The organism is Marinospirillum sp. (assembly GCF_035271045.1).
GTDB lineage: Bacteria > Pseudomonadota > Gammaproteobacteria > Pseudomonadales > Halomonadaceae > Marinospirillum.
This window is the reverse complement of record NZ_DATESC010000017.1, coordinates 62,387-87,807: the sequence shown is the minus strand read 5'-3', so window position 1 is coordinate 87,807 and position 25,421 is coordinate 62,387. Positions and strand designations below refer to the sequence as shown.

The window sequence follows — 25,421 nt, the reverse complement described above, 5'->3', positions numbered from 1 at the left end:
GTTAAGTATTTTTTATTAACGCTTGCCTCATTAGTTTTCAATTGCTATCATGCAGCTCGCAATCAAATAGCAATGGTTGTTTAGTAATTAGTAATGTTTTTATGGTGGCCCTTATTGGTCCTCTCGCAACACGAAATCATGAACCCCGCCAGGCCCGGAAGGGAGCAACGGTAATGATGGAGCTGTGTGCCGGGATGTGGCTATAGGGGCCATCTCCATTTGGGTGACCTTATAATTAAATTAAGTGTTTCTCCTCACCTCTCCTCACGTTATCCTAAATAATTTATTATTTTTTAAATTAAATTTTCAAATTAAGTGCTAAGTACAGGAAAGTAAATGAAAATTTGGGTTGATGCCGATGCTTGTCCCGGTGTTTTGCGTGACATTTTATTTAAAGCGGCAGAACGAGTGAACATTCCACTTATTATGGTAGCTAACCAACCCTCTCGTGTGCCGGCTAATTCAGAATGGATTAGTGCCATTCAAGTCATGCAGGGTTTTGATGTGGCTGATGATGAGATAGTACGCAGAGTAGAAAGCGGTGATCTGGTGATTACTAGCGATATTCCCTTGGCGGCTGAAGTTATAGAGAAAGGTTGTTTGGCACTGAATGCAAGAGGCGAGTTGTATACGCTAGATACGATTAAAGCACGGTTAAATATACGTGATTTTATGGACACTCTGCGTAGCAGCGGTATTCAAACGGGTGGGCCAGCAGCTTTAAGTCAAGCAGATAGGCGCGAATTTTCTAATCAGCTAGATAGAATTTTAACCCGTTATCAGAACCAAAGAAAATAATTCAAAATATTGGTTGACTTAACTTTAAAATAAGAGCAATCTAGCATTCGTTGGTTGCAAGGTAGTAATAAGTGTTTTTGACAGTACTGTGATCGAAGTTTAGCTATAAGTTTTCGGTAACCCCAGTTCTTGATTAGGCCTATCTTAATTCCCGCACTATTGAGCTTTGGAAATTATTCCTATCAGTTCTGAATCTAATTTTTTATAAGGTATTATCGAAATGGCTAACGGCACAGTAAAATGGTTTAACGACACTAAAGGTTTTGGCTTTATTACTCCTGATGACGGTGGCGACGACCTATTTGCTCACTTCTCTGAAATTCAATCACAAGGCTTCAAGTCTTTGGCTGAAAACCAGAAAGTTTCCTTTGATGTGACCACTGGTCCTAAAGGCAAGCAAGCTGCGAACATTCAAGTTATCTAATAACATTGAGTTCAACTGATTTTTAATCAGTTAGCTTCTAAAGAACCCACCTTAATTGGTGGGTTTTTTTATGCCTGCTATTTAGCTTTTTAAGGATTTATTGAATTTTATAGGCTAAACACACAATGAAGTTATTGCTTTGGAAAACCCTGTTAGACCTTAAACATCCTGCTATTTTATGGCGTTTATTGTTACCTTTTTTAATTGCTATGGCGTTAGTTTCGCTACTAGGTTATAGCTTTTTAGCGTTATTTTTAACGGGCGATTGGATAACTCAAAACGCTTATGTTGTCGAGTTTAATGAAACAGCAACGCAGGCTGAACAGTGGGTTGCTGGTATTCCCTTGGTTGGAGGGTTGCTGGTTTGGACTATCATGATGATGTTCACCTTGTTAGTTGGCGCTGTAAGTTTTTTATTAGGTAGTTATCTGGTGCTGTTGTTGGCGATTTTAATTACATCGTTTATGACGGATAGCCTAATTAAGGCAGTGCGGGATATTCACTACCCTAATGTTGAATACCAAGGGCATGGCAGTTTTTTTGGTTTGAGTATGAAAATGTTAGGTTACGGGGCTTTTCTATTATTGCTTTTGTTGCTAGGTGTGCCGCTGCTGTTTATTCCTTTAGTGAATATTATTTGGCTGTGGTTTTTGGGCTTTTTATTTTTCCGCTACGCACTTTTGTTAGATGTTGGGCAAGTGGTGTTAAGCGATCAAGAATTTCAGCAGGTCAGTTCTTTAACTCAGATCACTCCAACATTGGGCTTAATGCTTATCTATTCGGCAACTATTTTGCCTTTAGTTAGCTTTTTTGCACCCGTTATTGGAGTCATCTTTTTAGCCCATTGGACTTTACGTTTTAGAGCTGCTTAAAACAGCATTTAAACTACACGCATACCCGGCTGTGCGCCTTCGTGCGGTTCTAGTATATAAATATCACTGCCGTCGCCGGCTGCTAATACCATGCCCTCCGACAAACCAAACTTCATTTGGCGGGGGGCAAGGTTAGCCACCATCACGGTTAGCTTGCCTTCCAGTTCTTCTGGTTTATAAGCACTTTTAATACCAGAGAAAACTGTGCGAGTTTCGCCACCTAAATCTAGGGTGAGTTTCAGTAGCTTATTTGCCTTAGGAACGGCTTCGCACTTAATGATTTTGGCAATGCGTAAATCAACCTTCATAAAATCATCAAAGTTGATTTCATCAGCAATGGGTTCTTTTTTCAGTGGGCTGTCTTCTTGAACGACTTCTTCAGTACCTGCCTGTAAAGCCAGTTCTTTTACTACATCTTCACTACTGGCGGCTAACAAGGCTTCGATTTGCTTCTCATCAACCCGTTGCATCATAGGCTTAAAGGTTTCTATGGCATGGTCTTCTAGCGGCTGAACACGGCTTTGCCAATTCATACTGTTAATTTTCAAGAAATCAGCGGTGGTTTTAGACATGGCAGGTAGCACAGGCGTTAAATAAACCATCAGCACACGGAAAAGGTTAATACCCGTTGAGCAAATGCCTTGCACTTGGGCATCTTGGTCTTCTTGCTTGGCAACCACCCAAGGTGCTTGGTCGTTAATCCAAGTATTGGCTTCATCGGCTAGTTCCATAATTTGGCGCATAGCGCGGCCATATTCACGGCGCTCGTAATCGGCGGCAATGCTTTCACCGGCATCCACAAAACGCTGGTAAAGTGCCGGTTCGCTCATTTTACTTAATACGCCGCCACCTTTTTTAACAAAACCAGCGCAGCGGCTGGCAATGTTCACTAGCTTGCCAACTAGGTCTGAATTGACACGAAAAGCAAAGTCTTCAAAGTTAAGGTCTAAGTCATCGACACGGCTAGTGAGCTTGGCAGCAAAGTAGTAGCGCAGGTGTTCAGGGTTTAAGTGGTCTAAATAGGTACGTGCTTTAATAAAAGTGCCACGTGATTTAGACATTTTAGCGCCATTAACCGTTATAAAACCGTGGCAGTAAACGCTATTGGGTGTGCGGAAATTAGCACCTTGCAACATGGCAGGCCAAAATAAGGCGTGGAAATAAACGATGTCTTTACCAATGAAGTGATAAACCTCAGCGGTAGAATCGGGCTTCCAGTAGTCATCAAAGTTTAAGTCAGTTCGCTTGTCGCAAAGGTTTTTAAAGCTAGCTAGGTAGCCAATGGGTGCATCTAGCCAAACGTAAAAATATTTACCCGGTGCATCAGGGATTTCAAAACCAAAATAGGGCGCATCACGAGAAATATCCCATTCTTGCAGATCAATGCTGAACCATTCTTTTAGCTTGTTGGCGACTTCATCTTGCAGGCGGCCATCTTGCGTCCATTCGGCTAGAAATTGCTGGAAGTCAGGCAGTTTAAAGAAGTAGTGTTCGGACGATTTTAAGACAGGTGTTGCACCTGAAATGGCGGAACGTGGGTTAATTAGCTCGGTGGGTGAATAGGTGGCCGAGCACTTTTCACAGTTGTCGCCATACTGGTCCTCTGTTTTACATTCAGGACAAGTACCTTTAATAAAGCGGTCGGCTAGGAAAATGCCTTTTTCTGGGTCGAACATCTGTTCTATGTCACGCCTTGCAATGTGCCCAGCATCACGTAAACGGGTATAGATTAGCTCTGAAAAATAGCGATTTTCTTCTGAGTGGGTGGAGTGGTAGTTATCAAAGTGAATCTGAAAACCTTTAAAATCTTCATGGTGTTCTAATCTTACGCGATCAATAAGCTGCTGAGGTGTAATGCCTTCTTGTTCAGCGCGTAACATAATGGCTGTACCGTGTGCATCATCGGCACAAACAAAGGTACACAGGTTGCCATAGTTGTTTTGAAAACGTGTCCAAATGTCGGTTTGAATGTATTCCAGCAAATGACCTAGGTGAATAGGGCCATTGGCATAGGGTAAAGCGCTGGTAACCAGTATTTTGCGTTGGGTGGGCTGTTGTTGAGGCATGAGTGTCCTGAATACTTGATAAGAATAAATGAGGTATAAAAATAATGGGTCTATCTTAGCGATTTTTTGGGTTTACTGCATCAGTGAACTGCTTGAATGATTAGTCCAATTTTTCTTCTAACGCTTTATTGTAAACAACAACGCAATTACGACCCTGTTCTTTTGCTTTATAAAGGGCAATATCGGCTTTTTGGAAGAGTTTATCTAGCTGTTTTCTTTCAGGTGTTAGCATGATTAAACCAATGGATACTGTGTAGTGAATATGCCCATTTTTAGGTAAAGGTACTTGTTGTTTTGCGAGTTTTACTCTCAAACGTTCAGCGATTTCAAGGGCTTGGTTTGTATGAGTATTAGGTAGAAGTACCGCAAACTCTTCACCACCTATTCTGCCGAATAAGTCAATCTTGCGTAAGACTGTTTTGGTTAGGTCTTTAAGCACTAAATCACCGGCGGCATGGCCATAAGTATCGTTAACTTTTTTAAAGTGGTCGGCATCTAGCATTAATAAAGCTAAAGGCGTTTTATGGCGCACCGCTCGTTTAATTTCTAATTCACCTTGCTCGTAAAAATACCGACGATTATTAATGCCAGTTAGCATATCTTTATTGGCTTGTTTTTCTAGAATCGCTAGATTTTGTTGCTGTTCTTGTTGGCGAACTTGCCTCTGAACACTAAAAATAGCACTTAGGATAGCAATGCATACAATAAGTGTCATAAAAATAATTATTAGTATTTTACCTAAAGGCTGGTATAAAAAAGATTGGGTATTAATTAATTCATACGGTATAAATATAACAAGCTTCCAGTTAGTGTTTTCATAGGATTCTTGTGAAATTAATGACTGGTGGGCAGTATTAAAATGAGCGGGTTGATTATCTAAGAAGTTAAGAGGCTCAATACTGTGGTAACGAAATATACCGTTATCTGACTGAAAGATACCTGACTTATTTGCACTAATAACTTTGCACTAATAACTTTGCACTAATAACTGGCCAAGCTTTAGGGTATAAGGTTTCAAATTTGTGTTCTGGTTTGCCTAGATCAGCACCCCATTCATTGCCGCGTTCATGGTTGCTAAGCCAATAGCCCATACCCTGCTGATCTATTCTTTGTGTCATTAATTGGCGAAAGCGTACTAGCATACCTTTGGCTAGGTAGTTAATAACTAATGCACCTATGCGATTACCATCAGCATCTTTTAATGGTGTTGTAAAACGTAAGGTGGGTTTATAAGGTATTTCTATACGGTCGTGCTCAATGTTTAAATCAAGTGTAGAAACATAAACTTGACCCACAGGCATTTTTTGGGCAGCTTTGAAATAATAGCGTGATGATTTATTTTGTAAATCGCTTTCAGCGACCAGCTGCCCTTTATTATCAACTAGATTAACACGCATGATTTCTAGTCCAGAATTATCAAGTAATCGGATTTGATCAAAACGATGGTAGGTTGTTGATATGTTTTTAAGTGATTCTTCTAAGTGTATTTTTTGTTTTAAAGTGCCTTCGTTTAAATATTTATTTAATGCATAAGATTGAACGATTAAGTCAAGTAGATGTAGTTGTTCATACATTTCTTTTTGAATCATTTGTGTAGCAGAAACAACCGAGGCTTCTTCTTGTGCTAAAAGCCGTTCTTGCAAGCTGTTTTGGTATTGAAAAAAAACGGGGAGGCTAATAACAAGAAAAACCGTTGTAAAGAATAATAAAAAAAGCATGAAGCGTTTTAAGATAAGCTGCTTTGCCTCCATTTTTTTACCATCACTGTTTACTGAGTTCTGCGATGAGGGAGTGGATTGCAAAAAATCCTCCTTAGAATATTGACTGTTTATTAGAAAGATCAGATTAAAGGTGTTGACAACTGCTGATATTAGCATGAATACACTAATTTTACAGAATGAAAGTTTTAGTCTATTTGTGTATCCTTTTACTTCAGCCAATAAAACAAGCTTCACTAAAGTTAATTCAAGCAGAATTAAGTGTTTAACTCGTTAACGCTTCGGCAAAGACTACTCGCTATCATCGTTCTGTCGGGTGGTGCTTTTTTGATTTTTGGATTGCTGTATATTCTAGATTATAGAAATACACTTATTGAAAAAGTTATGCAAGAACGTAGTAATAGTCTTAAAGTTGTTTTAAATGAGCGCCTTAAAGCAAAGGAAGAGTTTGGTTTGGGTTTGGCGGTTATGTTAGCAAATAATCAATTAATTAAAGAGTATATTTATGCTGATGTGCGTGAAGAAGCATTGGATGTTATTAATAAAATCATTAAAATTTTTGCAGACAGCACTAATTATCGTGGTTTAAGGATTCAAATTCACACCGCAGAAGGGCGCTCTTGGTTGCGTAACTGGAGTCCTAATGTTTATGGTGATGATTTATTGTTTAGAGCATCCATCAAAAAAATAATGGCTGAAAAACGTCCTTTCACTATATCAGACGAAATAGATCAGGCTGGTTTTGCGGTACGTGGTCTTGCGCCTATTTTCTATGACGGTCAGTATTTAGGTAGTTTAGAGGTATTGCAAGGTGTGGGTAGTGTTAGCCGTGATTTTGAGGCTGATGACCAAGCTTATATCATATTATTTAATAAAAGCCTTAACGAATCATCAAGTATTTCTAAAAACAATACTATTGGTGAGTATTTATTAGCTAATAATAATTGGTTTAATCAATATGCGAGAGATTTTGCTAGTTTAATTGATTTAAATAATTTTAAGCAAGTTGAATCGCAATTAGCTACTGATTGGTTTGCTACACAATTGCCTATATTAAATGATAGAGGGCAAGTTATTGGGATGCACTTATTGGGTGAATCATCAAAAGTTATTAGTAAGCAAGTTGCGATGGCAACGGGTGCGGTTTGGCTATTTATGGGTTTACTAGCAGTATTAATTTTAGGTATGGGTAGCATTATTACTTGGCAAGTGCAGCGTAGTGTTGTTAAGCCTATTGCACGCAGTATTAAACGTCTTAAAAGTATGGAAAATGATTTAACTATACGTCTAAGTGATAAATATAAAGATGAATTAGGTAGTTTATTTAATGCGTTTAATCAGCACACCCACACCCTTGCTGAAGTGATTGGTGAAGTCACCGAAACAGCTAATGACTTAGCTACTTCAGCAGATCAAATGCTAGAAAATAGCCAGCAAAGCCGCCATCTAGCCAATGCTCAATTAGCTGAAACAGACCAAGTGGCTTCTGCAAGTAATCAAATGGCGGCCTCTTCAGTAGAAATGGCCGAGCACGCTGATGCGACTTTAAGTGCCACTGAAAAAGCTCAAGCACAAACAGCCGCAGGGCAAGGCGTTGTTTCAAACACTATTAAAGCTATTAATGATTTATCGCAGCAAATGAATAGTATGTTGTCGGTTATTCAGCGTTTAAACACGGGTAGTGAAAATATCGGTAAAGTTATTGAAACCATTTCTGCTGTTGCTGAACAAACGAATTTATTGGCGTTAAATGCTGCCATCGAAGCGGCGCGTGCGGGTGAGCATGGTCGAGGCTTTGCTGTGGTTGCTGATGAAGTACGTCAACTTGCTAGTCGTACTCAGCAAGCCACGGGTGAAATTGATCGTATTATTGCTGAAGTTCAGGCCGCAGCAATTGATGTTTCAACAGTTATTAATCAGGGTACACAGCAGGCAGAAGCTTGCGTTAATCAAGCAGCAGCAGCAGGTGAAGCACTGAATAGCATTAGTTTAAGTGTTGCTTTGGTTAGAGATCACGGTTTACAGATAGCTCAGGCCGCTCGCGAACAAAGTAGTGTTGCTGCAGAAATTAGCCAAAGTATGGTACGAATTAATGACTTAGCGACAGAAAGCAGCAGCTCCACTGAACAAACACAAAGCGTTAACCAAGCTTTGGTTAAGCGTGCTGAGGCTTTAAAAACTTTGGTGAATAAGTTCAAGCTATAAAGCGTGTCTTAGAAAACTTGCTTCAGGTATTGACCTGCTACTTGTAGGTTAGTACCTGATAATCAAGAAAACTTAGGCTGTTTGCTTCGTTTTTAAGTTTAGCTTGCTTTATTAGGCTATAGAAACTAGTTTTATCTGCACGTTTACCCCCCCTTTTTAAAGGCTTTACTATGCAGCTCTTTTGGACAAAGTTGTCTTTGCGTTTGCGGCTATTTCTTTCTTTTGGCGTAATTTTTACCTTAATGACAATTTTGTCATTGGTGGTGCAATCAAGTCTTTACAAACAAAGCCGTATTGAAGGCCTTATAGAACATGAGCTTCCTGCCCAACTAGCTCACCTAGGTGCTGAAGTTGCCTTAGAATTAGCACCTAGCCTGTATTTGTCACGTAGCCTAGCCAATAATACTTTTATTGAGCGCTGGATAGAAAAAGGGATGCCAGAAACAGAGTTAGCCAGTATTAGCAATGAAATGTCATTAGCTTTTCAACAGTTAAATTTAGCCTCAGTTTTTTTTGTAGCCAATGATGGTAATCAAATGGTTTACCACCACTTCGCCGCTAATTTAAATACTGCCGAAATAATAGAAAACCATACTGAACATACTTGGTATTTTGATTATTTATATAGCTTAAAACCTTACGAACTTAACTTAGATCATAATGAGTTTACTAGCCAACAACTGCAAATGTTTGTGAATTATAGTGGTAATAAATTTAATCGATTAGGTGAACCTTTAATTGTTGCTGGCGTGGGTTTAGATATGACCCAACTAGCCAAGTTAATCAGTAATTATCGTTTAGGCAATCAAGGACGAGCATCCTTGGCTAGTGAAGAAGGTGTTGTGGAAGTTAGTTCAGCAAGTTCAATTATTACTAACCTTACCGCCACACCAGAGACAGTCTTTATTAAAAAATAAAGAACAACAGGTTAAGCAGGTAACCTACCAAGGGCAATCATTGTTTGTTGGTGTTATTTGGCTTGAAGATTTACAGCGTTACCTTGTTGTTGAAGTGCCCCTGAGTGAGTTTATGAACCCTATCATCAAGCAATTGTACTTTTCTTTATTGGTGGGTGGCCTGCTTTTATTGGTTAGCTTGGTATTCTTTTATCCTCTAGCCACTTCTTTAAGTCGTCCCTTGGTTCATTTTCAACAAGAGTTAAGCGTTATTACTCACACCTTAGACCTTTCAAAGCGCTTAACCACGTCAGATAAAGCAGAGTTAGGTGACTTGGCGGACAAAACCAATAGTTTGTTAGAGCGTTTAGAGTGGGCGATTAGCGGCGTGTTAGGCAGTTCTAAAACCTTAACGGCAACGGCAGGCCGCTTAGCGAAAACGGCAGGTTTAGTGGGTCGTAATACGAATAAACAACAAGAAGTGAGTCAGTCGATGGCGGCAGCGGTTGAGCAAATGTCGTCGTCAGTGGCAGAAATCACTTCAACCATGGAAGAATTATCGGCTTCTTCTACACAAATTGCCGACCATTCCCAGTCGGTTGTTGATGTGGCTAATTTAGCCTTAGACAGCAGTAAAAAAGGTGCGGAAGCCATGCAGCATTTACAACTACGCATGGCCGATATTCACCAAGACAGCGCTAGCAGCCTACAAGAGATTATGCAGCTAGGTAGTAAATCTAAAGAAATTAGCAAGGTTATGGATTTAATTAATACCCTTGCAGACCAAACCAAGTTAATTGCTTTTAATGCGGCATTAGAAGCGTCTAGTGCCGGCGAATCGGGTAAGCGTTTTTCAGTGGTTGCCAGCGAGATTCGTCGTTTAGCCGACAGCGTGACCGATTCGACCCATGAAATAGAAGACCGCATTCAAGAAATCCAAGATTCGATCAATCGTTTAGTCATTACGTCTGAAAAAGGTGCTGGCTCGATTCAATTGGGTATGCAAGTCAGTTCAGAAACAGCTCAAGACTTAAATGCTTTAGTTAAAGCGGCTAGCCGTACAAGCAACGCTGCACAGCAAATTTCGCTGTCCACCAAGCAACAAAAAATAGCCAGTAATCAAGTGGTTGTTGCCCTGCACGATATTGCCAATGCCAGTAGCCACAATGCTCAGTCGGTGCGTAATATAACAGGGGTGAGTGAGGCGATGATTGAAATGGCTAATGATTTAAGTGATTTGGTGAAAGCATTTAATCAACAAGCATTAGGTGAAAAATATTAAACTAGTTAGCAAATAAGATGGTTAAGAAATTAATTCAGGGTTGAAAAATGCTATTAACCAATAAAATTAGAGTGTTAATTGTTGATGACAGCAGTGTTGCGCGTGCCATGCTGCGTGAGATTTTAGAAGAGCAAGAGGATATTGAAGTTGTCGCAGAAGCAACTAATGGTAAAGAAGCGATTACTTTGGTGCAGGCGCTGCGCCCTAATCTAGTTACGATGGATCTTAATATGCCAGTGATGAGTGGCATTGAGGCGATAGATTTTATTATGCACCACAAGGCTGTGCCTATTTTAGTTATCAGCAGTGAGACGGATGCAGAGTTAGCTTACCAAGCGTTAGATCATGGTGCTTTAGATGTGATTATTAAGCCCAGTTTTAACCTTGAAGAAATGCAATTACTGGTGGATAAAGTTCGACTTTTATCGGGTGTGCCAGTGATTACACGTTTACAGTCTTGCAAGCAAATGAACCCAACGGTTGAGCCTAACACTAAGACTGTTGTGCTGCGTTCAATTATTGCTCGTCCGATTATTGCTAGCCCTATTAAATGCGTTGATTCACCTATTTTTGCCATTGCTACCTCTACCGGCGGCCCGCAAGCCTTGGCTTATCTGTTGTCGGCATTACCTGCTAATTTTGCTGCACCTATCGTGATTGCTCAACACATTAGCAATGGTTTTATTGAAGGGATGGCGCACTGGTTATCTGGCTTATGTTGTTTGCCTGTTAAAGTAGCTGAAGAGGGTGAGTTACTTGTGGTGGGAACTATTTATTTATCGCCTTCTGAACAGCACCTGACGCTAACACCTGATTTTCGGGTGAAGCTTAAAGCGCGTGTTGATAGTGACATTTATCATCCGAGTTGTGATGAAATGTTGGCTTCTGTTGCACAAGTTTATGGTAAAAATGCCGTGGGTATTATCATGACAGGTATGGGGCGCGATGGTGTGTTAGGTATGACTGAAATTCATAAGCGGCAGGGTCTTACCCTAGCACAAGATGAAGCCAGTTCGGTTATTTATGGTATGAATGGTGAAACAGTCAAGGCCGGTGTTGTCCACCTTGAATTGCCTTTAAGTCAACTAGCCAATGCGATGTTGAAAATTGTGCAGCTTAAACCCGTAACGTATTTAGCTAGTTTGCAACAGGGCTGTTTATGAGCGTGAGTGAGTTAGCTGCTATTAAAGCAATGGTTTATCAGCATTGTGGCTTGTTATTAGAAGGCATCGCCAGTGAACGGTTAAGTAAAGCCGTGCAAAGCAACATGATTGAAACTGCTTGTGCTAGCTTGGCTGATTATCGGCAGTTGATTAGTCAAAACAGTGATGCTTTTAATTAGCTGATTAATCAGTTAACCGTAAACGAAACGTATTTCTTTCGTGAACCTGAACAAATTCAGTTAGTCGTTGATTATTTAGTTCCTCAAATACAGGCAATAAAATCACCTACAACACCCCTACGCATTTTAAGTGCTGGCTGCTCTTCAGGTGAAGAACCTTACAGTTTAGCGATTGCCCTGCGCGAAGCGTTAGGTGAAGCAGCAGCTAAGTTAATACGCATTGATGCGGGCGATTTAGATTACAATATTTTAAAAAAAGCCCAGCAAGGATTGTATTCAGCGTTCTCTTTTCGTGGCGTTGATCCTGCGCTGCGTAAACGTTATTTTAAACTACAAAATTATCGCTACCAGTTAATTTCTGACATTCGCCAGCAGGTTACTTTTCACCATTTAAATTTATTAGCGCCTGTATTACCTCAGCACTTGAGTGATTATGACATTATTTTTTTTCGTAATGTGTCGATTTATTTTGATTTAGAAACCCGCCGATTAATTCAAAATAAATTTTATAATTTAATGAATACTAATGCGATATTGCTTTTAGGCAGTTCAGAAACTTTGGGTAATGACTTGGGTGTTTTTGAATTAGTTGAGCAGCAAAATCAGTATTATTTTGTTAAAGGTCAGGTTTACCGTTCAAGCGAGTTATCCAAAGTCGTCAAGTCGCCCAGTGAGTTTATTGAAACTGTTGCAACAACTGCTCCTGCAGCAGTAAATTTTACGGCTTTGCCTGTGCCAATCGCTAGTTCAACGTGCTTACCATTAGTTGATATAAAAACTATTCAGCAATGGGTGATAGACGGTCAGCAAGCGCGTGCTTTATACCAGTTAGATCAATTATTGGCAGCAGGTCAAGAACAGCAAGCTGCACGTTTATTAAAAAGTTGGCTGGTGTTAAATAATCAAAATTTTGAACAGGCGAAATTTTTACTTAACCAAGCTTTTGCTGTTGATGCTTGGTCGATTGATGTGATGTTAATGAACGGTTTAAGTTGTAAGTGGCAGCAGCAGATGGATGAAGCTATTCAGTGGTTCAAAAAAGCAGTTTACACCTACCCTGAATGCTGGTCGGCGCATTATTATTTGGCTGATATTTACCGTCAAGAACAACAACCCCAAGCCGCCATTAGGTCTTATCAAACGGTATTACGCATACTGACGGCTAATCCTGACGTGGGTGATGGTACACAATGGATTCCGTTACCTTTACCCGCTGCACCCGTTATCTTTCTTAGTCAACGTCACTTACAAGTGTTAGCTAGTCATTAAGAGGTAGGCATGGCTTTAGATATTAAAAAATTCATTGTACGTTTTATTGAAGAAGCTAAAGACCATTTAGGACGCTTAGCATTGGGTTTGGCTGAGTTAGAGCAGCAGTATGATGCAGAAAATATTAATGGTTTATTTCGTTCTGCACATACGTTAAAAGGCTCTTCAAGGATGCTAAAGCTGGGCCCAATTACCCAAATCGCGCATAGCTTAGAAGATGTATTAAGTGCGCTGCGTGATAAGCGTTTGACTCTAACCCCAGCGGTCAGTCGCTTGCTTTACCAAGGGGTTGATACGCTAACCGATCAAGTGGATGCTTTAGCTGAAGTGGGACAAGTTGCTGAATTAACGTCGCCGCAATCAGATTTTTGTAAGCATTTAACTGCTGTAGCAGAAAACCCTGAATTATTGAAGAAAGCACCTGCTGCTACCACTGTTGATAACCTTGTTGTTGATAAGTCAACAAAGAAGGCTACGCAATCCAGCCTTAATAAACCCAGTTTAAAAGCCTCGGATACGGTTCGTATTAAGTTAAATAAGCTAGAAGAATTAATAAAGTTGATGGGTGAATTGGTTTCTAATCATGCGGGTATGCGTGAGTTAGCCATCACAGCGCGTCAGTTAGAACAGCAGGTTGAAAATAATCAACCTAATTTAGCGGCGATGCAGCAGTTTTCATACAACATTCGTGAAACGGTGCAGGCACAAGATCGTCTTATGCAAGAGCTACACGATAAAACACTACAAATGCGTATGTTACCGCTGGGCATTGTTTTAGATTCTGCAGCACGTTTGGTGCGGGAAATGGCACGTTCACTCGACAAGCAAGTCGAGTGCCGTATTCAAGGCAGTGAGATTGAGCTGGATCGACAAATGATCGACCAGCTTGCAGATCCGGTCATTCACCTACTGCGTAATGCGTTAGATCACGGTATTGAAACACCGGCTGAGCGCCAGAAAAAAGGCAAGCCACCACAAGGTTTAGTGCAGATTACCGCGCGTCAAGATGCTGGCTGGGTATTGCTTGATATTAGTGATGATGGGGCAGGATTATCCTTAGAAGCAATTCGTGATAAAGCTTTAAAAAAGGGATTGGTAACTACGGCTGAGTTAGCCGAAATGAGTCAGCAAACGATCATGGACTTAATTTTTCTACCCGGTTTTTCTACCAGCAGCATGATTACTGAAGTATCAGGGCGTGGCGTTGGTATGGATGTGGTTAAGCGCGCCATTATTGATGAGTTGCAAGGAGTGATTAGTCTACAAACCAAGCCTGATCAAGGCACTTGCTTTACGCTGCGTTTGCCACTTTCTTTGGCTAAAATGCGCGTGCTGCTAATTCGTGCTGCTGGTTATGAACTTGGTTTTACTGCCCAATACATTGCCGAGCTTGTTAGTGTGCCAGAAACTTCTTTAATTAAGGTTGTTGATCGCAGCGCAGTTATTATTCGCAATGAGTTTGTACCAGTGGTAAAGTTAACCGATTTAATTACTTTACCTGTAATGCTTAATCAGGCTAAAAAATCATTACAGTCTAAAAATAAAGATTTAATCTTGTTGGTTATCTGCGTACATACTGAAAAACTAGCGCTTATTATTGATGCGCTGTTAGATGAGCGTGACTTGGTGATTAAGCAGTTACCTGAACATTTACAAGGTAATGCATTGATTTCTGGTATGGTGACAGCCGGTGATAATGCTTTGGTAAGCCTGATACATGTTCCTTATTTATTAGATAAAGCGCGTCAACTAAGAGGTTTAGTTACTAGTCATACAACTAGTGTTGATGAGCAAGTACGCAAGCATATTTTGGTAGTCGATGATTCGTTAAATACTCGTGAAATTGAACGGGATGTTTTAGAAGCTTGGGGTTATCAAGTAACTTTAGCTGAACATGGGCAAGAGGGTTTAGATAAAGCCCGCGCCGAAGTATTTGATGCGGTATTAACCGATGTCGAAATGCCGATTATGGATGGATTCACTTTAACGGCTTGTTTGCGTGAAGAAGCGGCTTATAAAAATATACCCATTATCATTATTACTTCTCGTGAAAAAGAAAGTGATCGACGGCGTGGTATAGAAGTAGGTGCCGATGCCTATATTGTTAAAGGCAGTTTTGACCAGAATAGCTTGGTCGACACCTTGAAAATTTTGCTTGATTAGATTAACTCAAGCAATAATAAGTGACATATTTATGAGGATACTATGCAAATTTTAGTTGTTGATGATGATGCTTTAGCCAGCGAAATGATCGCTGCTGTTTTAGAAGATGAAGGTCATCAAGTATTTCAAACAGAAAATGCGATTGATGCGTTGGCGCTATTAGGTCAAGAAGCTGGTATAGCGCTAGTTGTTAGCGATATGAATATGCCTTTTATGAGCGGTGTCGATCTTTATCAAGAGCTACAAAGCCAAGGTAGCCAGTTACCGTTTATTTTATTAACAGGCGATGATCCTAAAGCGGCTTGGGCGCAAGCACCAACGATAAACGCTTGTATTATGAAAGATTTTAGTATGGAAGAAACCTTACCTGCTGCAATTAGTAACGTTATGGTAATCGCTAGTTGATTAAGCCCATTTTCGGGTTGGGAGTATTCAAATATGAGTAGCAAAAAGCCATCGTTACAAGAAAAAATAGCGCGTTTAAGGGCAAGTTTTGTAGAGCAGCTACCGAAGCGATTAGCGCAAGCTCAACAGCATTTTAACTTATTAAGATCTGATCCAGAAATGAATCGTGTGCTGGCTGTTGAGCTGCACCGTGCTTTTCATAGTCTAAAAGGCACGGGTAAATCATTTGGTTTTATTGATTTAGCCAATGCGGCAGACAAAGCGGAAGCGTATACACAACAGTTCATGGATTTACCTGCTGATTGTACACCTTCTGATTGGCCAGATACGCTGATTAGTTTAATGCATCAAGTAGCAGCACAGGTACAGATTCTTGCTTACAGTGATTTGAAAAATGATTGTGTTTTAGATGCACCTTTTTTTGATGTAGAAGAAACAGTAGCCATGCGCTCTTCTAGTCACAGTCCATTGGTTTATATTTGTGACGATGAATTAGAACAGGTCGATCATTTAGCCTGTCAATTGCGCTGTTTTGGTTATCAGATAGAGCACTTTACTGAAACCAGTGCATTTCATCAGGCGGTATTAAAAAAACGCCCCGATGCAGTGGTCATGGATGTTTTTTTTCCACAAGGTAAGACAGCAGGTACTGATGAGTTGGCAAGCTTAAAAGGGATTAACGGACAACACCTGCCTTCCATCGTGTTGTCGGGGCGTGAAGATTTTGAAGCACGTTTAAGTGCGGTAAGGGCTGGCTGCTCAGCTTATTTTATTAAGCCTGCTAAACCTTTGGAACTCGCTGCTGCGATTGATGATTTAGTGTGCGATAAACAAGAAGAACCTTTTCGTATTTTGGTGCTTGATGATGAATCTGAAGTGGCGGAATACCACAGCCTTATTTTAGAAAAGGCAGGGATGTTGGTGCAACAAATTCATAAGCCTGAGCTAGTGCTTGATGCGTTAAGGGGTTTTAATCCAGATTTAGTTTTAGCCGATATGTATATGCCTAATTGCGATGGGGTTGAAGTCGCGGCTATTATTCGCCAAGTACCCGAGTATGTAGGTTTACCGATTGTGTTTTTATCCAGTGAAACCAATCGTAAAAAACAGTTTAAAGCCATGCAAGTTGGTGTAGAAGGCTTTATTACCAAGCCGGTTGTTCCAGAAGACTTAGTTGCTTCTGTGGCTTTGCGTGCTGAGCGTATGCGTACTTTGCGCGGTTTAATGGCCAAAGACAGTTTGACAGGTTTGTATAATCACACGACCACCACTGAAATGATGAGTACTTCTTTAGCCCACGCAATACGCCAAAAAGAAACGTTAGCAGTAGTTATGTTGGACTTAGATAAGTTTAAAACCGTTAACGATACTTACGGCCATATGGCAGGCGATCAGGTCATTGTTGCTATTGCGCGTTTACTAAAACACCGTTTAAGAACCACTGATATTATTGGCCGTTATGGTGGTGAAGAGTTTGCGCTGCTGCTTAAAAATTTAACGCCTGAAAAAGCAGAAGCATTGGTTAACGAGCTGCGTGAAGATTTTTCAAAAATTATCTTTAATGCGGGTAATCGTCAGTTTAACGTGACTTTTAGTGCAGGCGTTAGTTTTTATCCTGATTATAACCGACCTGAAGACTTACGTATGGCAGCTGATGAAGCGCTTTATCAAGCCAAAAATCAAGGGCGTAACCAAGTGGTTGTTGGTAAGGATAAGGTATGAGTCAATTAGATCAACTCTTAACGGCGCAAAAAACTAATCAGCAAAGCATTATTGATGTTGATGAACCCGTGGTTAAATTAGTGATTTTTAGGCTGGCAGATCAGTATTTTGCTTTTTATGGTGCTGTGATAAAAGAAGTGATACCTGGTGATACGAAAGTGTATTTTTTACCGGCTATGCCAGCATCCGTTGAAGGCGTAATGAATATACGCGGTGATATTGAATCAGTGATTAGTCTCTATGAATTACTGCAACTAAGTGCTGTGGTGAATCGTGCGACGGCTACTGCTTCTTCTATTTTATTAGGTAAAACTAATGCTATGCACAGTGGTTTAAGAGTTGATCAATTACTGGATGTTGTTGATGTGCCGACTAGCCAACTACAACCACCACCGCCTTCGTTACCGGAATACCTGCAACCTTTTGTAACCAGTTTATTGGTTTTTAATGGGTTGCCGGTTACTTTATTAGACCTAGATGCAGTATTTTTGAATTGGTTAAAAGGGCAGAGTAAAGCCGAATGATTAAGCAACTGCCTTTAGTAATGTTTCACCAAGATAAGCACTGGTTTGCTTTAGAAGCAGCTTATGTTGTGGGGCAAGGCAAGGCGGGGCTTTTAGACGCTGAAACGCGTGTATTAGATTTTAGCCAATTATTAAACCTAGCAGCGCAGGCTTCTTTATCTTCTTTATCACACCATTGGTTACGTTTAGCCGGTTCACAAGGGCGTTGGTTGTTAGGCATTAGCGCTGCGGCTGAATTGATTGAAATGCCTGTTGAGCAAATTCATGCGTTGCCACCTTTATTACAAGCCAGCCGCGAGTTTAAAGCCTTACAAGCCGTTGCTTGGTATCAGCAACAGCTAGTAAGTTTGTTAGATGCTAGGGTTTTGTTAAATCTAGCAAGCCCGCTGCTAACGCTTGTAGCGCCTGATGCAAATCAGGTCGAGTCTCTGCCAAGCCCCGCCAATTAGCACCTTCTTGTAGCACGTGTATTTCAGTCGCCAAGCCTTGCGATGTTTGTTGCTGTAACCCAAACCTATAACCGGCTTCTAACAGGCTTAGTTTAAGCTGCTGTGCTTGGTTATAATCGGGTGTTACAGGCGCTACAACCCATTCGTTATGAATGGTTTTTAATAGCTTATCCAGCGATTTAGGCGCTTTAGCAAAAGCCGTAGGATGACTCATCGCCAATACTAAATAGTTATAAACACTTTGCAGCACTGGTTGGCTAGTCACGCTGCCGCCATTTTTTTGCCAATCTTCAAGGCTAGCAAGATTGGTTTGCATTTGTTTGGCAAGCTGTTCTGGGCGTTGTAATTGTTCAAGTAGAACCGCCGCTTGCAACTGAGCTTGAATCAACTGGCTTAAACGATTCGCTTCATCAAAACCATACCTTAAATCTTCAATCTTTAATTCAGTCAATAACTGAATACGCTTTTCTAGCCAGTTAAGTTTTTCCTCCGGCGTTTTAGCGATTTGTGCTAAAAAACCATAGCTTTGTAAGCTTAATCGCTGAGGCGAAAAGCGGGGCGGTTCACCTTGTTTAAAAGGTCCAGCGTTTAGACTAGGTAATTGCTGCAATACTTGTTTAAAACCGGCTTCGGCTGGCGCTGACTGACCCAGTTTAAAGTTTATATAAGCAAGGCTAAAATTGGCTTTGGTTAGATTTAAGCCATTTAACGCTTTCGTTTGTAATAGCGTTTGATAATGCTTTTTTGCAAGTAAGAAGTTTTCTGCTTGCAGCGCATAAAAACCGGCTTTTTCTAAAGCCATTAACTGATCGCTTTTACCCGTTTGCTGGCTTAGCGTCAGCGCCAGTTCGGTTTGCTGTGATGCTGTATTTAACCGATTGCTATAAAACAAACTTTGAGCCAGTTGCCAATGCGTTAATAACTGTTCTTCCACTGTTACAAAAGGCCGTTGTAAACGTAAGGTAAAAAATTCACTGGCTAGGCCATAATTACGCACACTTAAATGTAATTGCCCTAAATTATTTAAAAGCGCGGCTTGGCTTCTGGGGTTGTTCCATGCTAAATCTAGGCCCAACATATAATGGTAATGCGCTTGCTGATAATAATGCTTGTTGTGGCTATAACCAACTTGTGTCTTTAGCAACAAACGGTGATAGAGGCTACCCGTTAGTAAGTCCGCAGCACCACGGTTTAACCCCTTGGCTTGGTAGGTTTGCAGTTCAGCAGCCAGTTCCTCTAAACGCTGGGTTTCAATGTTAGGATTTTGTAGTAATTCAAGTGTGGTGATGGCAACGGCATCATTACTAGCAATTAATCCTTCAGCCATTAATTGGTTAAGCAAAAGTTCCATACGTGGCTTTAGGCTGTTGTCTAATTGTAAGCCGATATAAATTAGCTGATAAATGGCTTCAGGGTCAGCGGTTTGCCTAATCAGTGTATAAAAAGTATTCAGCGCGGTCATGTTCTCTTGTTGCTGCAAACTACCATAAGCGCGGCTAAGGTTAATGCTGCCGTAGTATTCAGCGGTTTGTGCAAAGCCTGGATCACTGATTTGAGTGTGCGTTAACCAATGGCGTGATATGAGTTCCATAAAGTTGTATTTTTCGGCTAAGCCAGTTAACTGAATAGCTCTTAAATGCGCTAAACGTCGCAGCTGTGCATCATCTTTAGCAGGGGCAAGGCGCTTACTAATACTGGTAAAATAACGGCGTTCTTCGTTTAATTCAGTCGCAGCAATTAATTGTAATAAATCCACTTCGTTTAATAACAAAATTTTGACGCGCTCATCTTGAGTGCTGTCGGCCATTGTTTGTAAGCGTTGCTGTTGCTGTGCTGTGCTTAGTGCCAAATTAGGATGACTTAATTGTTTAAGCCACTGAAACGCATAAAACAGCCGTGCTTCAGCGGGCATTTTGTTAATCGCTGGCTTATTAATAACTAGCGCTTTAGCCAACAGTTTTTCTAGCGCTACTGGGTCATTTGTTAATAACTGGTTTGCTAACGTTAGCTGTAAATAAACGTGTAATGGGTGCAGGTTATTCGCGTTAGCTTGTGCTAATGCCCGCTTAGCGGTTTGTGGTTCGGCTAATAAATAGCTAATCCAAGCGTTAAAAAGCGCTTTGTTTTCTGGGTTGCGGGTGTTGGCCGCTAACGCTTGTTGTTGTTCTTGTAATTGCTGACGAAAGCTAGCAGTCAACAAGCCTTGCGGTTGCAAACGCTGCTTAGCTTGCAGTTGCAATAATATTGCTAGATTTTGGAAAAACTCGGTTAAATCAGGTTGTAGTTGATACGCTTGAATCAGCTGTTCAACGTAATAACCAGCCGCCGTAAACTCATTTAAAGCTAGGTGATTACTCAGTAGGCGCTCTAAAAACTCAGGGCTATTGGCTGATTGTTGGTTAATTTTTTGACGGTAGCGCAGGGTGTTTAATAGCAGCAGGCGCTCTTCATAACTACTGGCTTGGGCATGGGCTAGGTTTATTTCTGTGGCTTGCCATTGAGCCGGTACTTGCCCTGTTAGTGGCACCCGATAAGTATCTAACGAGCCTTCAAACGCGCAAGTCATGTAAACCTGTTCATGCGTTAACGCCGGAAAACTACAGTTTTGTGCCACTGAGGTGAGTTGTTCAGGTAGGTGTTTTTGGCTGGTATCCAGTGCTTGCTTTAAAGGTAAACGAAACAACACACTGTGATCTTGAGCATCAATTTTTTGATCGTTATTGGTGTCGTTTAAATAGTGACTAAAGTAAATAAACTGCTGTTGTGAATCAAAACGCGCAAAACTACTATTGCCCGATAAATCTAGTTGAACAGGGCCAAGCTCTTGTTGTTTAACTAGGTTATAAAAATACAACCCGCTGGGTTTAGCAGCCTTGTTTAGCTTAATGGCATCGCCTTCACGGTGATAAATTAACCATTGACCATCGGGGCTGGCGGCTGGCGCTGAAATTTGTCCACTAACCACTGGCTGTTGCGTATTATCGGTTAAAGAATGTAGCACCAGTTCGGTACTTGTTTGGCTAAAACCACGCCTTAAATAACCCAGCTGTTGTTGATTCACCCAAAAAGGTTGCCATTCCCGACTGCCTTTTTGAGTGATGCAGTTCACTTGCTGCGATTGATTTTTTTCTTCAGCTAAAGGTAATAAACACACATCGCCCAGCGCATCAAATCGAAATAAAGTAAAGGCTAACTGGCTGGCATCAGGCGATAAAGCGGGTTCTTTGCTGTCGTAATCATCAGGTAATAAGTGGCTGCTAATGCCTGTTGCGAAGGCTTGTTTAACCAAGTTAGATAAGAGGTTTTGGTGACGTGTATAAATAACCACTTGCTTGTTAGTATCAACCACTGCTTGGTAGTTGTCGGTTGGCCCAACGGTGACTTTTTCTAGGGGTAAAACGCGGTTATTGCGCCAGTCAACGTTGGCTGTATTGGCTGCTGATAACGGACTGGTTTGTCCAGTAATCACGCTTAGTAACAGCGCTAAGGAAAAGTGTTTTTTATTAAACATACAGGCTAACTTCCTTCCTTCGTTGTTATTTGAGCGGTTGATTCGCGTCAGGCAGTGCGTATTCAGCATTTAAAGCACGAAATCCTGTTTGTTCATCCAGTTGCTCGTTAATCCCTGCATAGGGTTCAGAACCCTCTTTGATGGCTTGTTGGCGTAACCGTGCGTCTAACTCTGGCCATTCACCGGCAGCATCAGCCTCCATCAGCGTGTGACGGTCAACCAAGTACACATCGGGAACAAGGTTGTTTAGCAAGCCAGAACAGCCCGTCATAGCAAGGCTTAGTAAACAAATGGTAAACAAACGTAATAACATGGTTTTACTCCAAAATAATAAAGTTTTACTTTAAAGGTAGCTGGTCAGGCAATAACAAGGCTTCTTCGCCAAAGCGTTCGATAATGGGGCTAAGTGGTAGGCCGTGAGCGTGTAAAGGTTCATTAAATAGCGATAAACTAAAGGTTAAATCCATTAAACCGTTTTGCATAACGGCACTAATCCACTGCGGATGAGCAAGGCGCAGTGCTGAACGCACGGTATTAATTTGTGGATCTAAGTATTCAGGGTCAACCAGTTCTAATAGCTGCAATAACTGGCTGCGGGTAATGTCGGTAATGTCCATGCGCCCAGCTAATAGCCGCTGGTTAAAATCAAATTCAAGCGCGGTGCGGGCGCTAATCGGTGCGTAATCGCTGGTAACTTGTTGAGGCAGTAATCGCCTTAAATCAAGCTGAGTAATGCGGCTAAGCAGGCCTAAACGCCATGCTTTAGGTGTTACATCTAAATAAAACTGCCCTGTTAAATCACCGGCTAATAATTTTAAGCCAAACTGTGGGAGTTCAATTAAATTTTGCCTAACGTTAAAAGTGGCTTGTAAAGGACCTATCTCAAGATCACCCAATTTTAATTTAGCCAAAGTAAAGCCCGTATTATCAGTTAAATAAGGTTCTATCTGATTAAAGTCGACACGTTGAAAGGCTTCAGATGTTAGCAAGTAAAAAAAGCTAAGTTGGTTATCTGGGTTTAAGCGCAGTTCTTCGTTAATGGCAATAATGCCTTGTAAACCTTCTAGGCTTAAATCTTTTTGTGCTAAAGAGAAATTATTAAATGCTAACTGGGCTTGTAAGGATAGTTGTTCACCATTATTTATAATCACTTGCCAAGGCAGGTTTAAACTGCCAGAAGTGGTTAAATCTAAAAACGGCGCTAAATGGTTTTGTGGCGCAACGTAAGTATTACCTGTGAGTTGTAAGTTGGGCTTATTTAAGTCTGCCAATGCCACTTCACCGCTTAACTGCTGTTTAAACCAGTCGCCTAGCTGTAAAGAAAACTGCTGAATGGTCAGCGCTTGGTTAGCAGCATTAAAGCTAATATCGCCTTGGGTATGCAGCGGCAGTAACTGGCTTACTTCTAACGCTTGCGGTTCTTCAAGCAGCTTTAGCGCTTCTTGCAAGGTTAATTGCTTCGCATTAGTGGTTAATTGCCAAGTAAAGTGTTCAGGTGCTAGCCCTGATGCTGCGGTAACGTCTAAAAGAATGTTTAAGTCTTTGGCGGTTAATACTTCAGGTACGTCTAATTCGGCAAAGTGGTAGTCGCCTTGTAAACTGAATTTTGCCGCTTGCCAGTTTAAAGTTTGGGTTAGTTTTAATGGCTGAGTTAAGCGAATTACTGCTGTTTTTGCGGGTGTGTGTGTTAGCTGTAAACCGTGTTTAAGCTGCGCTTGTAATGAGTTTAAATCTAAATCGCTGGCAGCAAGGGCTAACACATCATTTTCTGGGTGATTAAGTTGTAACTGAAACTGTTGCCCAATTGTTAACTTGCCAAATTCAACCAATGGCTGTAAGTCGGCTAAAAACTTTTCTAGGTTGGGGTTTAACGACAAATCAAATAAAGCACTCAAGTTAAGTTGCTGCGGTTGATCGGTGGCTTGTAAGTCTAGTTTTGCTAAGGGCTGATGGTCGAGCAGTAATTCAAGTTGTAACTTTAGCGCTTTGAAACCACGGTCTAACTGGGCGGCTATATCTAATTGAACAGGCAGCGGTTGTAATAATGGCGGGTGTTGCAATGCTTCAGAACTCAGGCTTAAACGCACTTCAGGCTGTAATTCAGGAAAAGCGCTGCTGGCTTGCAGTTTTATCAGCAGCGGCTGCACAATTTTTAACTCAGTAGTGGGCAATTGCTGGCTAATTGTTAGGTCTAACGATTGCTCTACAAAGCCTGTGAGTTGTCCAAAATCAGCTTCTAGTAAGTTATTGGCCGAATGGTTAAGTTGAGTATTGGCATTCAGCGTTAACTGCAAGTCGCCGGGTAGTTGTTTTAAGCTAGGTTCAGTAAAAATAGTGGCTAGGCTGGTGGGTAGATTTAGCAATAGTTTAGGTTGTAAGCTTAATTTACGTGACTGATTATTCAGCAGCAGGCTTAGTTCCATTAATTTAAGCTGATTCACTTGGCTTAGGGCGCTAAGTTCAAGGTTAGAAAGATTTTGCGCTAAACTTAGCTGTAAACTTTGTTCAACATCAATGGGCTGGAATGAAAAAGCTGTGTCTAGCTGTTGAATGCTTAATTGTAAATTTGCCAGAATTTTACCTAAGTGAGTTAAATGGGTAGGACTTTTGCCAGATGTGTTATCTGGCTGGTTATGGCTGTTTAATCGTAGATTTAGCTTGGCTAGCTTGAAGGTCTGTTTATTTAAGTTCTGTTCATCCAAGCTTTCACTCAACACTAGGTTTAAGCCGGTGAGTTGTTGCTCTAAATTAACAGCAATGTCTAGCTTACCTTCTAACACGTTAGGCAAGTTAATTGCTGATGTTAGATCTAGGTTATAGCTAGGTAAATTAAGGCTAATCGCTTGTTTTGGCTGCACTAATTGAAGCCGCGTATCCACCAAACTAAACTGCGTTTTTACTGGTGCAAGTTTAAATTGCCATACACCTTGCGGTTTGGTTAGCTCGGTTAGCAGGTTAAAACTAAAATTAGGCTGGGTGGTTAAATCAAGCTGTAAAGCGGGCGCTTGATTAATCGCAAATTGCAGCGGTTTAGCCGACGTTAGCTGGGTCTTTAATTCAACAAATATACCGTTATCTTTCCAAGTAGTTTTAGCAAAAAAATCAAGCTTGCCTTGCCAACTTGCCAAAAGTTGCTGCTGACGCTCTTTTACTTGCACATCAACCCTAAAGTTATTTAACGACAATTCATTTAAATTTAAAGCAATCGGCGGCGCGTCTAATAATGCTGTTACTTGTGTAATCAGAGCATTTAGGTCTAACGCTGGTGTTTCTTCTTCAATAACGGCTGCTGTTTTTACATTTAAGTCCAGTAGTAAACAGCCCGTGGCATTAAAATCGGTTAAAGCCAATTTGTTGATCTGTAGGTGTTTATCTAAAAGATCCAATGCAGAAAAATTAAGCTCAACTTCACCCAGTGTTAGGTTAAATCCTTCACAATGAGCCGGTGTAAAAGTGTTAGACGCATCAGTAATTTGACTAACTTGAATGCCTTTTAAATAAACAGAACGCAGCAAGTCAATTCGCACTTGTTTTAATTCAATTTGAAAGCCGGTTTGTTCCGCAATCATGGGTTGTAATCTAGGCCAAACATAGGTTTCAATCAGTGATGATTTAAGCGCAAAGTAAACCCCAGCAACGGCAATAAGTGGCAAAGATAAAAGCACCAAAAAGCTAATTACCCAAAAACGGGGCTGTTTTAAAAAAAACTTCTTTGGCTTCACCGCTTTTTTATCGGTGGTTACTGGCGTTTCCTGAGGCATTTATTGTTTCCTTT

20 protein-coding genes and 1 other RNA gene are annotated in these 25,421 nt (G+C 40.9%); 15 read left to right on the top strand and 6 right to left on the bottom strand.

Going from position 1 to position 25,421, the window contains the following annotated elements; genetic code table 11:
* Positions 1-112: 112 nt before the first annotated feature.
* The 4 genes from ffs (at position 113) to VJY63_RS07230 (ending at position 2,094) form a co-directional block, all read left to right on the top strand.
* Positions 113-209: signal recognition particle sRNA small type (gene ffs, locus VJY63_RS07245), an RNA gene on the top strand.
* Between the two features lie 127 nt (positions 210-336).
* Positions 337-798, top strand: coding sequence for a YaiI/YqxD family protein (locus VJY63_RS07240; RefSeq protein ID WP_324049463.1), 462 nt, complete (start codon positions 337-339; stop codon positions 796-798).
* Positions 799-1,018: 220 nt separating this feature from the next.
* Entirely contained in the window at positions 1,019-1,222 is a 204-nt protein-coding gene (locus VJY63_RS07235) for a cold-shock protein (protein ID WP_324049461.1), read from the top strand.
* A gap of 125 nt (positions 1,223-1,347) precedes the next feature.
* On the top strand, positions 1,348-2,094 hold the full coding sequence (locus VJY63_RS07230) for an EI24 domain-containing protein (RefSeq protein ID WP_324049460.1): 747 nt from the start codon (positions 1,348-1,350) through the stop codon (positions 2,092-2,094).
* A gap of 8 nt (positions 2,095-2,102) precedes the next feature.
* Here VJY63_RS07230 and metG read toward each other — a convergent pair whose 3' ends face one another.
* The 3 genes from metG to VJY63_RS07215 form a co-directional block, all read right to left on the bottom strand.
* A complete protein-coding gene (gene metG, locus VJY63_RS07225; protein WP_324049505.1) occupies positions 2,103-4,190 on the bottom strand; it encodes a methionine--tRNA ligase in 2,088 nt (695 codons plus the stop codon).
* Positions 4,191-4,260: 70 nt separating this feature from the next.
* Positions 4,261-4,875 carry a GGDEF domain-containing protein gene (locus tag VJY63_RS07220; RefSeq protein WP_324049458.1) on the bottom strand — a complete coding sequence of 205 codons (615 nt, stop codon included), beginning with the start codon at positions 4,873-4,875 and terminating at the stop codon, positions 4,261-4,263.
* 238 nt (positions 4,876-5,113) lie between these two features.
* Complete coding sequence (locus VJY63_RS07215) at positions 5,114-5,962, bottom strand: hypothetical protein (protein ID WP_324049456.1); 849 nt, start codon at positions 5,960-5,962, stop codon at positions 5,114-5,116.
* 177 nt (positions 5,963-6,139) lie between these two features.
* Between VJY63_RS07215 and VJY63_RS07210 the strand changes: the two genes are divergently transcribed.
* The 11 genes from VJY63_RS07210 to VJY63_RS07160 all read left to right on the top strand — a co-directional run bounded on the left by VJY63_RS07210 (position 6,140) and on the right by VJY63_RS07160 (position 18,135).
* Positions 6,140-8,083 (top strand): methyl-accepting chemotaxis protein, encoded by a 1,944-nt coding sequence (locus tag VJY63_RS07210; RefSeq protein WP_324049454.1) that lies wholly within the window; start codon positions 6,140-6,142, stop codon positions 8,081-8,083.
* Between the two features lie 242 nt (positions 8,084-8,325).
* A complete protein-coding gene (locus tag VJY63_RS07205; protein WP_324049453.1) occupies positions 8,326-9,000 on the top strand; it encodes a hypothetical protein in 675 nt (224 codons plus the stop codon).
* On the top strand, positions 8,921-10,261 hold the full coding sequence (locus VJY63_RS07200; protein ID WP_324049451.1) for a methyl-accepting chemotaxis protein: 1,341 nt from the start codon (positions 8,921-8,923) through the stop codon (positions 10,259-10,261). Before VJY63_RS07205 ends, VJY63_RS07200 begins: the two co-directional genes overlap by 80 nt.
* Before the next feature lie 47 nt (positions 10,262-10,308).
* Positions 10,309-11,424 carry a chemotaxis-specific protein-glutamate methyltransferase CheB gene (gene cheB, locus VJY63_RS07195; protein ID WP_324049450.1) on the top strand — a complete coding sequence of 372 codons (1,116 nt, stop codon included), beginning with the start codon at positions 10,309-10,311 and terminating at the stop codon, positions 11,422-11,424.
* Positions 11,421-11,603 (top strand): hypothetical protein, encoded by a 183-nt coding sequence (locus tag VJY63_RS07190; protein WP_324049448.1) that lies wholly within the window; start codon positions 11,421-11,423, stop codon positions 11,601-11,603. The genes cheB and VJY63_RS07190 overlap by 4 nt, the downstream gene beginning before the upstream one ends.
* Positions 11,604-12,872: a CheR family methyltransferase gene (locus tag VJY63_RS07185; RefSeq protein WP_324049504.1), complete on the top strand. Its 1,269-nt coding sequence runs from the start codon at positions 11,604-11,606 to the stop codon at positions 12,870-12,872. It abuts the gene before it with no gap.
* Positions 12,873-12,881: 9 nt separating this feature from the next.
* The gene (locus tag VJY63_RS07180) at positions 12,882-15,035 is read left to right on the top strand and encodes a hybrid sensor histidine kinase/response regulator (RefSeq protein ID WP_324049446.1); all 2,154 of its coding nucleotides are present in this window, start codon (positions 12,882-12,884) and stop codon (positions 15,033-15,035) included.
* 42 nt (positions 15,036-15,077) lie between these two features.
* Complete coding sequence (locus VJY63_RS07175) at positions 15,078-15,440, top strand: response regulator (RefSeq protein WP_324049445.1); 363 nt, start codon at positions 15,078-15,080, stop codon at positions 15,438-15,440.
* 33 nt (positions 15,441-15,473) lie between these two features.
* On the top strand, positions 15,474-17,162 hold the full coding sequence (locus VJY63_RS07170) for a diguanylate cyclase (RefSeq protein ID WP_324049443.1): 1,689 nt from the start codon (positions 15,474-15,476) through the stop codon (positions 17,160-17,162).
* Entirely contained in the window at positions 17,159-17,686 is a 528-nt protein-coding gene (locus VJY63_RS07165) for a chemotaxis protein CheW (protein ID WP_324049441.1), read from the top strand. The genes VJY63_RS07170 and VJY63_RS07165 overlap by 4 nt, the downstream gene beginning before the upstream one ends.
* Entirely contained in the window at positions 17,683-18,135 is a 453-nt protein-coding gene (locus VJY63_RS07160; protein ID WP_324049439.1) for a hypothetical protein, read from the top strand. The genes VJY63_RS07165 and VJY63_RS07160 overlap by 4 nt, the downstream gene beginning before the upstream one ends.
* Here VJY63_RS07160 and VJY63_RS07155 read toward each other — a convergent pair.
* From VJY63_RS07155 to VJY63_RS07145, 3 genes are read right to left on the bottom strand one after another with little or no spacing between them, the layout of a single operon-like run.
* Complete coding sequence (locus VJY63_RS07155; RefSeq protein WP_324049437.1) at positions 18,044-21,646, bottom strand: hypothetical protein; 3,603 nt, start codon at positions 21,644-21,646, stop codon at positions 18,044-18,046. The genes VJY63_RS07160 and VJY63_RS07155 overlap by 92 nt on opposite strands.
* Before the next feature lie 25 nt (positions 21,647-21,671).
* A complete protein-coding gene (locus tag VJY63_RS07150) occupies positions 21,672-21,959 on the bottom strand; it encodes a hypothetical protein (RefSeq protein WP_324049436.1) in 288 nt (95 codons plus the stop codon).
* Between the two features lie 25 nt (positions 21,960-21,984).
* The gene (locus VJY63_RS07145) at positions 21,985-25,407 is read right to left on the bottom strand and encodes a hypothetical protein (protein WP_324049433.1); all 3,423 of its coding nucleotides are present in this window, start codon (positions 25,405-25,407) and stop codon (positions 21,985-21,987) included.
* Positions 25,408-25,421: the final 14 nt, after the last annotated feature.

What these genes read in the sequence shown, in the direction of transcription:
- VJY63_RS07240 (WP_324049463.1), top strand. Translation starts at nt 337, where the DNA reads ATGAAAATTTGGGTTGATGCCGATGCTTGTCCCGGTGTTTTGCGTGAC.
- VJY63_RS07235 (WP_324049461.1), top strand. Translation starts at nt 1,019, where the DNA reads ATGGCTAACGGCACAGTAAAATGGTTTAACGACACTAAAGGTTTTGGC.
- VJY63_RS07230 (WP_324049460.1), top strand. Translation starts at nt 1,348, where the DNA reads ATGAAGTTATTGCTTTGGAAAACCCTGTTAGACCTTAAACATCCTGCT.
- VJY63_RS07220 (WP_324049458.1), bottom strand. Translation starts at nt 4,875, where the DNA reads ATGACACTTATTGTATGCATTGCTATCCTAAGTGCTATTTTTAGTGTT.
- VJY63_RS07205 (WP_324049453.1), top strand. Translation starts at nt 8,326, where the DNA reads ATGACAATTTTGTCATTGGTGGTGCAATCAAGTCTTTACAAACAAAGC.
- cheB (WP_324049450.1), top strand. Translation starts at nt 10,309, where the DNA reads ATGCTATTAACCAATAAAATTAGAGTGTTAATTGTTGATGACAGCAGT.
- VJY63_RS07190 (WP_324049448.1), top strand. Translation starts at nt 11,421, where the DNA reads ATGAGCGTGAGTGAGTTAGCTGCTATTAAAGCAATGGTTTATCAGCAT.
- VJY63_RS07180 (WP_324049446.1), top strand. Translation starts at nt 12,882, where the DNA reads ATGGCTTTAGATATTAAAAAATTCATTGTACGTTTTATTGAAGAAGCT.
- VJY63_RS07175 (WP_324049445.1), top strand. Translation starts at nt 15,078, where the DNA reads ATGCAAATTTTAGTTGTTGATGATGATGCTTTAGCCAGCGAAATGATC.
- VJY63_RS07170 (WP_324049443.1), top strand. Translation starts at nt 15,474, where the DNA reads ATGAGTAGCAAAAAGCCATCGTTACAAGAAAAAATAGCGCGTTTAAGG.
- VJY63_RS07165 (WP_324049441.1), top strand. Translation starts at nt 17,159, where the DNA reads ATGAGTCAATTAGATCAACTCTTAACGGCGCAAAAAACTAATCAGCAA.
- VJY63_RS07160 (WP_324049439.1), top strand. Translation starts at nt 17,683, where the DNA reads ATGATTAAGCAACTGCCTTTAGTAATGTTTCACCAAGATAAGCACTGG.
- VJY63_RS07155 (WP_324049437.1), bottom strand. Translation starts at nt 21,646, where the DNA reads ATGTTTAATAAAAAACACTTTTCCTTAGCGCTGTTACTAAGCGTGATT.
- VJY63_RS07150 (WP_324049436.1), bottom strand. Translation starts at nt 21,959, where the DNA reads ATGTTATTACGTTTGTTTACCATTTGTTTACTAAGCCTTGCTATGACG.
- VJY63_RS07145 (WP_324049433.1), bottom strand. Translation starts at nt 25,407, where the DNA reads ATGCCTCAGGAAACGCCAGTAACCACCGATAAAAAAGCGGTGAAGCCA.